The organism is Achromobacter sp. D10, assembly GCF_035282245.1.
GTDB lineage: Bacteria > Pseudomonadota > Gammaproteobacteria > Burkholderiales > Burkholderiaceae_B > Achromobacter > Achromobacter insolitus.
Map to the genome: position 1 here is coordinate 82,931 of NZ_JAYJLE010000012.1, position 13,096 is coordinate 96,026.

The 13,096-nt window shown below is 66.2% G+C and carries 9 protein-coding genes; all 9 read left to right on the plus strand.

Translation table 11 applies throughout. The annotated features are described in order from the left end of the window. Positions 1–88: 88 nt before the first annotated feature. The 9 genes from VCS63_RS24425 (at position 89) to VCS63_RS24465 (ending at position 12,972) form a co-directional block, all read left to right on the plus strand. A complete protein-coding gene (locus tag VCS63_RS24425) occupies positions 89–1,414 on the plus strand; it encodes an aspartate aminotransferase family protein (protein WP_175200601.1) in 1,326 nt (441 codons plus the stop codon). Between the two features lie 94 nt (positions 1,415–1,508). Then, a complete protein-coding gene (locus VCS63_RS24430; protein ID WP_076815524.1) occupies positions 1,509–3,002 on the plus strand; it encodes a CoA-acylating methylmalonate-semialdehyde dehydrogenase in 1,494 nt (497 codons plus the stop codon). 296 nt (positions 3,003–3,298) lie between these two features. Beyond that, entirely contained in the window at positions 3,299–4,807 is a 1,509-nt protein-coding gene (locus tag VCS63_RS24435; protein ID WP_323881236.1) for a M81 family metallopeptidase, read from the plus strand. Positions 4,808–4,889: 82 nt separating this feature from the next. Continuing rightward, positions 4,890–6,455, plus strand: a complete 1,566-nt coding sequence (locus VCS63_RS24440; RefSeq protein ID WP_042795171.1) for an ABC transporter substrate-binding protein — start codon at positions 4,890–4,892, stop codon at positions 6,453–6,455. Between the two features lie 24 nt (positions 6,456–6,479). Continuing rightward, positions 6,480–7,421, plus strand: a complete 942-nt coding sequence (locus tag VCS63_RS24445) for an ABC transporter permease (RefSeq protein WP_042795172.1) — start codon at positions 6,480–6,482, stop codon at positions 7,419–7,421. A gap of 10 nt (positions 7,422–7,431) precedes the next feature. Further along, positions 7,432–8,322 carry an ABC transporter permease gene (locus tag VCS63_RS24450; RefSeq protein ID WP_323881238.1) on the plus strand — a complete coding sequence of 297 codons (891 nt, stop codon included), beginning with the start codon at positions 7,432–7,434 and terminating at the stop codon, positions 8,320–8,322. A gap of 5 nt (positions 8,323–8,327) precedes the next feature. Continuing rightward, the gene (locus VCS63_RS24455) at positions 8,328–10,019 is read left to right on the plus strand and encodes an ABC transporter ATP-binding protein (protein ID WP_063642851.1); all 1,692 of its coding nucleotides are present in this window, start codon (positions 8,328–8,330) and stop codon (positions 10,017–10,019) included. Between the two features lie 34 nt (positions 10,020–10,053). After that, a complete protein-coding gene (locus tag VCS63_RS24460) occupies positions 10,054–11,463 on the plus strand; it encodes an amidase (protein WP_063642852.1) in 1,410 nt (469 codons plus the stop codon). A gap of 33 nt (positions 11,464–11,496) precedes the next feature. After that, positions 11,497–12,972 carry a M81 family metallopeptidase gene (locus VCS63_RS24465; RefSeq protein WP_323881241.1) on the plus strand — a complete coding sequence of 492 codons (1,476 nt, stop codon included), beginning with the start codon at positions 11,497–11,499 and terminating at the stop codon, positions 12,970–12,972. Positions 12,973–13,096 lie beyond the last annotated feature (124 nt).

The window sequence follows — 13,096 nt, forward strand, 5'->3', positions numbered from 1 at the left end:
CCCCCCGGGACGCACCAGAATCGTTTCAATCCCGCTGGCTGCACAACCGTCGCCCAAGTCCAGCGCTTGTCCGTCCCCTGGAGCCGCCATGAACGCCCCCGACAAACTGCCCGACCTGTCCCATCTCTGGATGCCCTTCACTGCCAACAAGCAGTTCAAGGCCCACCCGCGCATGCTCGCGACCGCCAAGGGCATGTATTACACCTCGACCGATGGCCGCCAGATCCTGGACGGCACCGCCGGACTGTGGTGCGTCAACGCCGGCCATGGCCGCGAGGAAATCGTCGAGGCCATCTCCCGCCAGGCAGGCGTGATGGACTACGCGCCGGGCTTCCAGCTGGGCCACCCGCTGGCCTTCGAAGCCGCGACCGCCGTCGCCGGCATGATGCCCCAGGGCCTGGACCGCGTCTTCTTCACGAACTCCGGCTCCGAATCCGTAGACACCTGCCTGAAGATCGCCCTGGCCTATCACCGCGCCCGCGGCGAAGGCCAGCGTACCCGCCTGATCGGCCGCGAACGCGGCTACCACGGCGTGGGCTTCGGCGGCATCTCGGTCGGCGGCATCTCTACCAACCGCAAGACCTTCTCGGGCGCCCTGCTGCCCGCCGTGGACCACCTGCCGCATACGCACAACCTCGAGCAGAATGCCTATTCCAAGGGCCAGCCCGCCTGGGGCGCGCACCTGGCCGACGAGCTGGAGCGCATTGTCGCCCTGCACGATCCCTCCACCATTGCCGCGGTCATCGTCGAACCGATGGCGGGCTCGACCGGCGTGCTGATCCCGCCCAAGGGCTATCTGGAAAAGCTGCGCGAAATCACCGCGAAGCACGGCATCCTGCTGATCTTCGACGAAGTCATCACCGCCTACGGCCGCCTGGGCGCCGCCACCGCGTCGGACTTCTTCGGCGTCACGCCGGACATCATCGCCATGGCCAAGGGCGTGAGCAATGCCGCCGTGCCCGCAGGCGCGGTCGCGGTCAGGCGCGAAGTGCATGACGCCATCGTCAACGGCCCGGCCGGCGGCATCGAGTTCTTCCACGGCTACACCTATTCGGCGCACCCGCTGGCCGCGGCTGCCATCCTGGCCACCCTGGACATCTACCGCCGCGAAAATCTGTTCGAACGCGCCCGCAAGCTGTCCGGCGCCTTCCAGGATGCCGCCCACAGCCTTAAGGGCGCGCCGCACGTCATCGACGTGCGCAACCTGGGCCTGGTCTGCGGCATCGAACTGTCGTCGCGCGCCGGCGCTCCTGGCGCTCGCGCCGCCGAAGTCTTCCAGAAGTGCTTCGACAGCGGCCTGATGGTGCGCTACACCGGCGACATCATCGCGATCTCGCCCCCGCTCATCATCGAAGAGGCACAGATCGGCCAGATCTTCGAACAGATCGGCCGTGTGCTGAAGGAAGTCGCCTGATTGCCCGCCGCCCCGCGAGGGGCGGCTTTTCAGCCTGGGCGGCCCTGGGCCGCCCTCCGGCATTTTTCAAAGCCCCAGATTCGAGCGTTCCCTCATGAAGAAGATCCCTCATTTCATCAACGGCCAACACTACGACGGCCGCAGCAACCGCTACGCCGACGGTTTCAACCCCGCGACCGGCGAGGTCGCCTCTTCCGTGCCGCTGGCGTCCAATGACGAAGTGGCTCTGGCCGTGGCCGCCGCCAAGGCCGCGTTTCCCGCCTGGTCGGAAACGCCCGCGCTCAAGCGCGCGCGCATCCTGTTCAATTTCAAGGCGCTGCTGGACAAACACCAGGACGAGCTGGCCGAACTGATCACCCGCGAGCATGGCAAGGTCTTCTCCGACGCCAAGGGCGAGGTCACGCGCGGAATTGAAATCGTGGAATTCGCCTGCGGCATCCCGCAACTGCTCAAGGGGCAATACTCCGACCAGATCGGGGGCGGCATCGACAACTGGAGCATGCGGCAGGCCCTGGGCGTCGTGGCCGGCATCACCCCGTTCAACTTCCCGATGATGGTGCCTTGCTGGATGTTCCCCGTGGCCATCGCCTGCGGCAACACCTTCGTGCTGAAACCCTCCGAGCGCGACCCTTCGGCCTCCGTGCGCCTGGCGGAACTGCTGACGGAAGCGGGCTTGCCCGAAGGCGTCTTCAACGTGGTCCACGGCGACAAGCAATCGGTGGACGCGCTGATCGCGCATCCGGACGTCGAGGCCCTGTCCTTCGTCGGATCTACGCCGATCGCCGAATACATCTACGCGGAAGGCACCCGCCGCGGCAAGCGCGTGCAGGCGCTGGGCGGCGCCAAGAATCACATGGTGGTCATGCCCGATGCCGACCTGGACCAGGTTACCGACGCCCTGATGGGCGCGGCCTACGGCTCCGCCGGCGAACGCTGCATGGCCATCTCGGTGGCCGTGGCCGTGGGCGACGTGGCCGACAAGGTCGTCGAACGCCTGACCCCGCGCGTCAAGGCGCTGGTGGTCAAGGACGGCATGCAGGGCGATGCCGAAATGGGCCCGCTGGTTACCTCGCAGCATCGCGGCAAGGTGGTGGGCTACATCGAGGATGGCGTCGCGGCGGGCGCCACACTGGTGGTCGACGGCCGCGGCCTGAAAGTGCCGGGCAACGAAAAGGGCTTCTTCCTGGGCGGCACGCTGTTCGACCACGTTAAGCCCACCATGAACATCTACCGCGAAGAAATCTTCGGACCGGTGCTGTGCATCGTGCGCGTGCCCGATTTCGCCTCGGCAGTGGAGCTGATCAATGCCCATGAGTTCGGCAATGGCGTCGCCTGCTTCACGTCCGATGGCGGCGTGGCGCGCGCCTTCGCCCGCCAGATCAAGGTCGGCATGGTGGGCATCAACGTGCCTATCCCCGTGCCCATGGCCTGGCACTCCTTTGGCGGCTGGAAGCGCTCGCTGTTCGGCGACCACCATGCCTACGGCGAAGAAGGCATCCGCTTCTATTCTCGCTACAAGAGCGTGATGCAGCGCTGGCCCGACAGCATTGCCAAGGGCGCGGAATTCACCATGCCTGTCGCTAAGTGAGGGTCCCCCCCCCGAAGCGCTGCGCGCTTCCCCCCCAGGGGGGCATGCCTGCGGACCGGCAAAGCCGGATCCGCGGCATCCCGATCGGAATGCGACGAACTGGTTTCGTGGCATCACGATGTGGGGCGATGAGTCGGCTGCGTGGCATCACGACGGGGTGCACCGAGCCGGATCCGCGCGACCCCGCTGCGAAAGGTCTTGCCAGTTAGTTGCGTTGTGCCCGTCTGCGACGGGAACTGAAATGGGCGCGGCGTAGCTGCGTCTTCCTCATATCAAAAATGACAAGGGGAATCCTGATGCGCATCGGGATAGGCGGCTTTCAGCACGAAACCAATACGTTTGCGCCTTCGCGCGCGGCGTGGGAAGACTTTGCCGAGAAAGGCGGCGGCTGGCCCAAGCTGGTCAGCGGGCCGGCGATGTTCCAGGCGGTCGCGGGCGCCAACATACCGGTGGCGGGCTTCATTGAGGCCATGGGGCGGCACACGCTGCTGCCCACCACCTGGGCCGCGGCCAGCCCCTCCGGTCCGGTCACCAAGGACGCTTTCGAACGCATCAGCGCGATGATCCTGCAGGGCCTGTCGCAGGCGCTGCCGCTGGACGGCGTCTATCTGGACCTGCACGGCGCAATGGTCACCGAGCATCTGGACGACGGCGAGGGCGAACTGCTCCGCCGCGTGCGCGAGCTGGTGGGACCGGACGTGCCTGTCGTGGCCAGCCTGGACCTGCATGCCAACGTGACCCGCGCCATGGTGCGCCACGCAGACGCCCTGGTCTGCTATCGCACCTATCCGCACATCGACATGGCCGAAACCGGGCAACGCGCCGCCGGACTGCTGTCCTCGCGGTTGGCCGGCACGCCCCGGCCCCATGTGGCGCTGCGCTCGCTGCCCTATCTGATTTCGCTTTGCTGGCAGTCCACGGACATAGAGCCGTCGCGCAGCCTGTACCAGTTGGTGGGCGATATCGAAACGCGCGGTGCGCTGAGCGTATCGTTTGCCACGGGTTTTCCCGCAGCCGACTTCCCCGAATGCGCGCCCGCCGTGTGGGCTTACGGGAACACGCAGGCCGAAGCCGACGCGGCGGCCGACGCCATGACGCGCGCGGTGCTCAACGCGGAACGCGATTTCGGCGGCAAACTCTACACGCCCGATGAAGCCGTGCAGGAAGCCATGCGTCTGGCGCGCGACGCCAGCAAGCCCGTGGTGATCGCCGACGCGCAAGACAATCCAGGCGCTGGCGGCAGCTCGGACACCACCGGCATCTTGCGGGCCCTGATCCGGCACGACGCGCGCGACACCGCCATCGGCCTCATCGTCGACCCCGCGGCCGCGCTTGCGGCCCATCGCGCGGGCGCGGGAAACAAGGTACGCATTGCATTGGGTGGACACTCGGGTATTCCCGACGACGAACCGCTGGACACCGAGTTCATCGTCGAGAAAACTTCAGATGGACGCTTCGATACGCACGGCGCGTTCTACCGCGGCTTCCACATGGACCTGGGTCCCAGCGCCTGCCTGCGCATAGGCGGTGTACGCATCATCGTCGCGTCGAACAAGGTGCAGATGGCCGACCAGGAAATGTTCCGTTTCGCCGGCGTTGAACCGCGGCGCGCCGCTATCCTGGTGGTCAAGAGTTCGGCGCACTTCCGCGCGGATTTCACCGGCATTGCGCAAACGATCCTGGTCTGCGCGGCCCCGGGCTCCATGCTGATGGATGCGGCAAAACAACCATGGACACGGTTGCGTCCCGGCATCAGAATGGCGCCTTGCGGACCGGTCTTTTCCGGCCGGTCGGCTACCGCCTGAACCTCGCACGCCGCCCTCGCGCGGCGGATTAACGACGCAGCGGCGCGATGGCGCCGCTCATTACGCATCAAGGGGAACATTCATGCTGAAGTACGTCCGAGCGGCCGCGCTGGCCGGCGCCACCCTGATGATGGCTCATGGCGCCTACGCCGAGACCGTCATCAAATCGGTGATGCACTCGCCTCTGCGCCTGACCGATCCGCATGCCACCACCGCGTACATCACGACGTGGCACGGCTACATGATCTACGACACTCTGCTGGCCACCGACGCCGACAACAAGATCCAGCCGCAGATGCTTGAAAAGTGGGAAGTCTCGCCGGATGGCAAGACCTACACCATGACCTTGCGCGACGGCCAGAAATGGCACGACGGCAAGCCGGTGACTTCCGAGGACTGCGTCGCCTCGATCAAGCGCTGGGCCGCGGGCGACGGCATGGGCCGCACCCTGCTCAAGTTCACCGACAAGATCGAAGTCATCGACGACAAGAATTTCCGCATCGTCATGAAAGAGCCCACGGACCTGGCGCTGCGCGCCCTGTCCAAGCCCACCGGCACCGCGCCCTTCATGATGCCCAAGCGCATCGCCGAACAAGCCATCGGCCAGCCCATCACCGACATGACCGGCTCGGGTCCGTTCAAGGTCATCGAGTTCAAGCCGGGCGTGAAGACGGTCTACGCCAAGAACGCCGACTACGTGCCGCGCAAGGAACCCGCTAGCGGGCTGGCTGGCGGCAAGGTGGTCAACGTCGACAAGGTCGAATGGGACGTCATGCCCGACGCGCTGACCACCGCCAATGCCTTGCTGGGCGGCGAAATCGACTTCGTCGAACAATTCCCTTATGACCTGTTGCCGATGATCGAAGGCAACAAGGATCTGAAGGAAGAGTCGCTCAGCCCGGTCGGCTACTTCACGATGTACCGCTTCAACTTCAAGTACCCGCCCTTCAACAACAAGAAGGTACGCCAGGCCGCGATGTACGCCATCGGCCAGGAAGACGTGATGAAGGCGCTGGTGGGCAATCCGAAGTACTGGAAGACCTGCGCCTCGCTGTGGGGTTGCGGCACGCCGCTGGAAAGCGACATCGGCAAGGACATGGTCGTGCCGTCGAACATCGAGAAGGCCAAGGCGCTCCTGAAGGAAGCCGGCTACGACAACACGCCCATCCTGGTCATGCACGCAACCGACGTCGGCACCCTGTCGGCCCAGCCGGTCGTGATGGCCCAGGCGTTGCGCAAGGCGGGCTTCAACGTCAACCTCGCCGCGATGGACTGGCAGAGCGTGGCCACGCGGCGCGCCTCGAAGGCCGCGCCTGCGGAAGGCGGCTGGAACATCCACAACACCAACTGGTACGCGACCGACGTGATGGACCCCGTCCGTTCTGCGCCGGCCGCGGCCAACGGCGACAACGCCTGGTTCGGCTGGCCCGACTTCCCCCAGATCGAAGAACTGCGCACCAAGATGGCGCTGACCTCCGACCCGGCGGAACAGAAGAAGATCGCCGAGGAAGTGCAGCGCATCGGTATCGACGAAGGCCTGTACGTGCCGCTGGGCCAGATGTCCGTGCCCACCGTCTACTCGACCAAGCTCTCGGGCCTGGTGCACGCGCCGGTGTTCGCGTTCTGGAACGTCAAGAAAGCCCCTTGACGGGCAGTAGTTAGGGGGAATTACATGCTGGCATTTGTCTCACGCCGGCTCCTCGCGACCATCCCCGTTCTGGTGATGGTCGCGGTGGTGGTCTTCGCGATATTGCGTTTCAGCCCGGGAGATCCGGCCATCATCATGGCGGGCGACGGCGCCACGCCCGAACGTATCGTCCAGATACGCCAGACGATGGGCCTGGACCAACCGGTCATCAAGCAGTTCTTCATCTGGGGCGGCAAGCTCCTGCAAGGCGACCTGGGCACTTCGCTCATGTCGGGCGTGCCGGTCACCAAGCTCATCGGACAACGCCTCGAACCGTCTCTCAGCCTGGCGGTGCTGACCCTGGTGTTCACGCTGATCGTCGCCATCCCGCTGGGCGTGCTGGCAGCCTGGCGGCAAGGCAAGCTGCTGGACCGCGCCGTGATGGGCTTTTCGGTGCTGGGTTTCTCGGTGCCGGTGTTCGTCACGGGCTACGTGCTGATCTGGCTTTTCGCCATCAAGCTGGGATGGTTCAACGTGCAGGGCTACGCTCCCCTGGACAAGGGCTTCTGGCCGTACCTGCACCGCCTCATCCTGCCTTCGCTGGCCCTGTCCACGGTCTACGTGGCCCTGATCGCGCGCATCACGCGCACCAGCGTCATCGAGGTCATGGGCGAGGACTTCATCCGCACGGCGCGCTCCAAGGGCCTGGGCGAGACCGGAGTGCTGCTGGGCCATGCACTGCGCAACGCCGCCGTGCCCATCGCCACCGTCGTGGGCCTGGGCATCGCGCTGCTGATCAGCGGCGTGGTCGTGACCGAATCGGTATTCAACATCCCCGGCCTGGGCCGGCTGGTGGTGGAAGCCGTGCTCGCGCGGGACTACCCGGTCATCCAGGGCCTGACGCTCTTCTTCGCGTTCGTCTACGTGTTCATCAACCTGGTTGTCGATTGCGCCTACACGGTGTTCGACCCGCGGATCAGATACTAGGGGCCGACCCATGCAAACGCCAACCGACGCCGCCGACCTCCCCGGCGGCGGGAATCCCCAAGTCACGGCCTGGCGGCAAGTCCGTCAGGGGCTCAAGAGCTGGCCGGTCATGCTGGCGCTGATAGTGCTGCTGGCGGTCGTCGTCATCGCGCTGTTCGCGCCGCTGCTTGGCACCGTCGACCCCACCCTCATCAACCCCGGCGCGCGCCTCAAGCCGCCCTTCTCCGACTATCTGCTGGGCACCGACGCATTCGGCCGCGACGTCTGGTCGCGCGTGGCCTACGGCGCGCGGATCTCGCTGATCGCGGGCCTGGGCGCGGCGCTTGTCAGCGTCGCCATCGGGCTGGTCATCGGCGTGATCGCAGGCTGGTTCCGCTCGCTGGACGGACTGATCATGCGCACCATGGACGCGATCATGGCCATCCCCGGCATCCTGCTGGCGATCGCCCTGGTTTCCGTCACGGGCGCCAGCATCACGACCGTGCTCGTCGCCATCACCATTCCGGAGATTCCGCGCGTGGTGCGGCTGGTGCGCGGCCAGATCCTGACCGTGCGCGGTGAACCCTATGTCGAGGCGGCGCTGGCCCTGGGCACGCCGCTGCCGCTGCTGCTCTGGCGCCACATGGTGCCCAGCACGATCGCGCCGTTGACGGTGCAGGGCACGTATGTCTTCGCATCCGCCATGCTTACCGAAGCCATCCTGAGCTTCCTGGGCGCAGGGATCCCTCCCGAGATCGCCTCCTGGGGCAACATCATGTCCGAAGGACGCATGTACTTCCGCATGCTGCCGGGACTGATCCTGTTCCCCGGCCTGTTCCTGTCGCTGACCGTGCTCAGCGTAAACATCCTGGGCGACGCCCTGCGCGACGCGCTGGACCCGAAAATGGTGCGCAGGATCTGATGCCGATGACCTATTCCCCCACTCCCCCCGCGGGCGATACCTCGTCCGCCATCCTGGCCATCCGCAACCTCTCGGTCGAAGTCGCCGGCGCGGGCAACCGTGTCGTGCGCAACCTGAGCCTGGACGTGCATGCCGGCGAGACCGTATGCGTGGTCGGCGAATCCGGTTCGGGCAAATCCGTCACTTCGCTGGCCGTCATGGGCCTGCTGCCGCCCGGCGTACTGGGCGTGAGCGCCGGCTCGATCCGCGTGGAAGGCGAAGACGTGGTCACGGCCACGCAGCGCCGCCTGCGCGAGATGCGCGCCACGCGCATGGCCATGGTGTTCCAGGAACCCATGACCGCGCTGAACCCCGTGCATACCGTGGGCAAGCAGGTCGACGAAGTGCTGCGCCTGCACCGCAAGCAGATGTCTGCCGCGCAACGCCGCGCCAAGGTGCTGGACATGTTCCGGTCCGTGCATCTGCCTGATGTGGAACGCATCTTCGAGGCCTATCCGCACCAGTTGTCGGGCGGTCAGCGGCAACGCATCGTCATTGCCATGGCGCTGATCCTCGAACCCAAGTTGCTGATCGCGGACGAACCGACGACGGCGCTGGATGTCACGACGCAGAAGCAGATCCTGGCGCTCATCAAGGAACTGCAGGTCAAGCACAAGACCGCGGTGCTGTTTATCACGCACGACTTCGGCGTCGTGGCCGAGATATCGGACCGCATCGTGGTGATGAACCGCGGCGACCTGATCGAAAGCGGCACGCGCAACGAGATCCTGGCCGAGCCCAAGCAGTCCTATACGCGCCGCCTGGTGTCGTCCGTGCCCAGCCTGGTGCCATCGCGCCGCGAAGCCCCCGCCGGCATGCCGGTGCTGCACGTCAAGGGACTGGGCCGCACCTACGGCACCAAGAGTTCGCTGTTCTCGCGCCAGGCGGCGCGCAACGTGATCGCAGCCGCGGACGTCAACCTGACGCTGCGCAAAGGCGAAATCCTGGGCATCGTGGGCGAGTCCGGCTCAGGCAAGTCGACCGTCGCGCGCTGCATAGTGCGCCTGATCGAGCCCACCGCGGGCCACATGATGATGGGCGGCGAAGACCTCAGCACCCTGTCCGGCTCGGCGCTGCGCCCGGTGCGCCGCCGCATCCAGATCGTGTTCCAGGATCCATACCGTTCGCTGAATCCGCGCCGCACGGTCGGCGAATCCATCATCGAGGGCCTGCTGAACTTCGGCGTGGCTCGCGAGCAGGCCTTGAAGCGGGCCGGCGAAACCCTCAGCGTCGTGGGCCTGAGCCCCGACGCCATGAACCGCTACCCGCACCAGTTCTCCGGTGGCCAGCGCCAACGCATCTGCATCGCGCGCGCCCTGGTCATGGACCCTGAAGTCCTGGTGGCCGACGAGGCCGTGTCCGCGCTGGACGTATCCGTGCAGGCACAGGTACTGGAACTGCTGGAGCAAGTGCGCCAACGCACCGGCGTGGGCGTGTTGTTCATCACCCATGACCTGCGGGTGGCCGCGCAGATCTGCGACACCATCATGGTGATGCAACGCGGCAAGGTCGTGGAAACCGGCTCTGCGGAGACCGTGCTGACCGAACCGCGCCACGAGTACACACGGGCCTTGATCGACGCCGCCCCCGGGCGCGACTGGGACTTCCGCAACTTCCGGCCGGTCGCGGCCGGCCCAAGCCACACCGCCGCGCCCTGAAGCGCCCGGAGCCCGTACACACACTGGAACCGAAATGCCGCAACCGCATGAACTGACCGCCGTGGAGATGCTCCAGGCATACCGCGACAAGAGTCTCTCGCCCGTCGAAGTGACCCGTGCAGTACTGGACCACATCGGGCGCTGGGAGCCTCGGCTCAAGGCCACCTACGCGCTGGACCCGGACGGGGCGCTGGCGATGGCCCGTGCCTCCGAAGCCCGCTGGATGAAAGGCGAACCGCAGTCAACCGGCGGCTACACGCTGGATGGAGTGCCCGCCACCATCAAGGAAAACATCGCCACGCGTGGCGTCCCGGTGCCCTTGGGCACGGCAGCCACCGAGCTCAACCCGGCCGCCGCCGATGCCCCGCCCGCTGCCCGCATGCGCGAAGCCGGCGCGGTATTGCTGGGCAAGACCACCATGCCCGATTTCGGCATGCTGTCGTCGGGCCTGTCGAGCTTCCATGAGCTGACCCGCAATCCCTGGGACCTGTCCAAGAATCCGGGCGGCTCCAGCGCTGGCGCCGGTGCCGCGGCCGCCGCGGGCTACGGCCCGCTGCACATCGGCACCGATATCGGCGGCTCGGTGCGCCTGCCGGCGGCCTGGTGCGGCATTGCCACGCTCAAGCCCAGCCTGGGCCGCATCCCCATCGATCCTCCGTTCATGGGCCGCTGCGCGGGCCCCATGACGCGCACCGTCACCGACTCGGCGCTGATGATGGGGGTCCTGTCCCAGCCCGACACGCGCGATCACATGAGCCTGCCTTACCAGGACTTCGACTGGCTGGACCTGCAACGCGACCTGCGCGGCGTGCGCATAGGCCTGCTGATGGACGCGGGCTGCGGCCTGCCCCTGGATCCTGAGATACGCGAGGCGGTCGAGGCCGCGGCCCGCGCCTTCGAGGCCGCCGGCGCCATCGTGACGCCGATGCAGCCCTGGATGACACCGGCCATGCTGGAAGGCGTGGACCGCTTCTGGCGCACGCGCTCGGCCATCGACCTTGCCGCCCTGCCGCAAGAACGCCGCGACAAGATCCTGCCCTTCATCCGTACCTGGGCGGAAAGCGGCGGCGGCCAATCCGGCGAAGCCGTGTTCCGCAGTTACTACGAGACCATCAACGTGCGCGCCAAGACGGTAGCGGCCTGCGCGCCCTACGATTACGTGCTGTCGCCCGTGGCGCCGGTCGTCGCGTACAACGCCGAATGGCCGTCGCCCACCAACGAAGTCGCGACCACCATGCACCACATCGGCTTCACGCTTCCCTACAACATGAGCGAGCAGCCCGCGGCATCCGTCAACTGCGGCTACACCAAGGCGGGCCTGCCCATAGGCCTGCAAATCGCCGGCGCGCGCTTCGACGACCTGGGTGTGCTGCGCATGGCGCGCGCTTGGGAAACCATGCGGCCCGAGCAACACCCCTGGCCCCAGCCTCCCCAGGCGGCCTGACCGACTCTCCACAGCAAACCCACAGGAATCCCCATGCGTTGGCTTTTGGCAATGATCAAGCACGAGACGAACACGTTTTCGCCCGTGCCCACTCCGCTCGAACGCTTTTTCCGCGGCAATCCCGAGGTCCTGGCCGGCGAACGCGCCATCAAGGCCTACGAAAACACCGACAGCGGGCTGGGCGGCTATATAGAAGTGGCTCGCCGCGAAGGCGCCGAAATCGTGCTGCCCGTCGCGGCTGAATCCTGGCCCAGCGGCCCCGCCAGCGCCCAGACCCACGAACAGCTGTGCAAGCTGGTCCTGGATGAGGTCAAGCGCGGCGGCTACGACGCCATCCTGCTGGACCTGCACGGCGCCATGGTCGCCGAGGGCGTGGAGGATGCCGAGGGCGACCTGCTGCTGCGCCTACGCGAAATCGATCCGCACACGCCCGTGGCGGTGACGCTGGACATGCACGCCAACATCTATGAAGACATCGTCAAGCACGCGACGGTCATCAGTGGCTTTCATACCTACCCGCACGTAGACATCCGCGCCGCGGGCCTGCGTGCCGCGGATGTCATTGCGCGTACCTTGAAGGGCGAGATCAAGCCCGTGATGTCCTGGGGCAACAAGCCCATGCTGCCGCACATCATGTGCCAGGGCACCCACGCGGCGCCCAACAAGCCCCTGCAGGAACGTTGCAAGGAACTCGAAGCCGGCGGCGTGCTGGCCGCCTCGGTCTTCGTCGGGTTCCCGCATGCCGACATCCGCGAAGCCGGCCTGAGCGCCGTGGTCTGTACGGACGGCAACCTGGCCGACGCGCAGCGCCATCGAGACGAATTGCTGGACCGCGCCTGGACCGGCCGCGCCGACTGGGTGTTCCACCCGGAACCGCTGGCCCCCACCATTACACGTGCCAAGGCCATCGAACAAGGCCCCGTCGTGCTGCTGGACCACTACGACAACACGGGTTCCGGCGGCACGATGGACACTACCGCCGTGCTGGCCGAGGTACTGCGCCAGGAACTCGAAAACGTGGTGTTCTATGCCATCTGCGACCCGCAGGCAGCGCAGCAAGCGGCTGCCGCCGGGGTGGGGCAGACCATTACGATCAAGCTGGGCGGCAAAATGGCCATGCCCGCCATCAAAGAATCCAGCGAGCCGCTCGAAGTCACCGGTCGCGTCAAGCTGGTGTTCGACGGCGTCTACCTGAACCGCGGCCCCATGTACCGCGGCGTGCGCAACGACACCGGCCTGACCGTCGTGATCGACACGGGCCGCGTGGAAATCGTGGTGGTATCCCGCCACCAGGAACCCTTCGACATCAATTGCCTGCTGTCGGCCGGCATCGACCCGCTGCAAAAGCGCTATGTCGTGCTCAAGAGCCGGGTCCACTGGCGCGCGGGCTTCTCCGACATGGCGACGCACGTGATCGAATGCACTGGTGTGGGGGTCACCACCTCGGACTACGGCCAGCTTGAGTTCAAGCACGTACGCCGTCCGATCTACCCGTTGGATCCGATGTAATTCCCCGCTGCAGTCGTTTTCCCTGGAAAGCCGGCGCCAGCGCGCCGGCTTTCATTTTGAAATCTTCTGTAACTGCGAGCGAGCTCAGATGCCCATCTGCCTCGGTATACTCGCCGCGGGCCTT

Excerpts from the sequence above, each read along its gene's own strand:
- VCS63_RS24425 (WP_175200601.1), top strand. The coding sequence starts at position 89 with ATGAACGCCCCCGACAAACTGCCCGACCTGTCCCATCTCTGGATGCCC.
- VCS63_RS24430 (WP_076815524.1), top strand. The coding sequence starts at position 1,509 with ATGAAGAAGATCCCTCATTTCATCAACGGCCAACACTACGACGGCCGC.
- VCS63_RS24435 (WP_323881236.1), top strand. The coding sequence starts at position 3,299 with ATGCGCATCGGGATAGGCGGCTTTCAGCACGAAACCAATACGTTTGCG.
- VCS63_RS24440 (WP_042795171.1), top strand. The coding sequence starts at position 4,890 with ATGCTGAAGTACGTCCGAGCGGCCGCGCTGGCCGGCGCCACCCTGATG.
- VCS63_RS24445 (WP_042795172.1), top strand. The coding sequence starts at position 6,480 with ATGCTGGCATTTGTCTCACGCCGGCTCCTCGCGACCATCCCCGTTCTG.
- VCS63_RS24450 (WP_323881238.1), top strand. The coding sequence starts at position 7,432 with ATGCAAACGCCAACCGACGCCGCCGACCTCCCCGGCGGCGGGAATCCC.
- VCS63_RS24455 (WP_063642851.1), top strand. The coding sequence starts at position 8,328 with ATGACCTATTCCCCCACTCCCCCCGCGGGCGATACCTCGTCCGCCATC.
- VCS63_RS24460 (WP_063642852.1), top strand. The coding sequence starts at position 10,054 with ATGCCGCAACCGCATGAACTGACCGCCGTGGAGATGCTCCAGGCATAC.
- VCS63_RS24465 (WP_323881241.1), top strand. The coding sequence starts at position 11,497 with ATGCGTTGGCTTTTGGCAATGATCAAGCACGAGACGAACACGTTTTCG.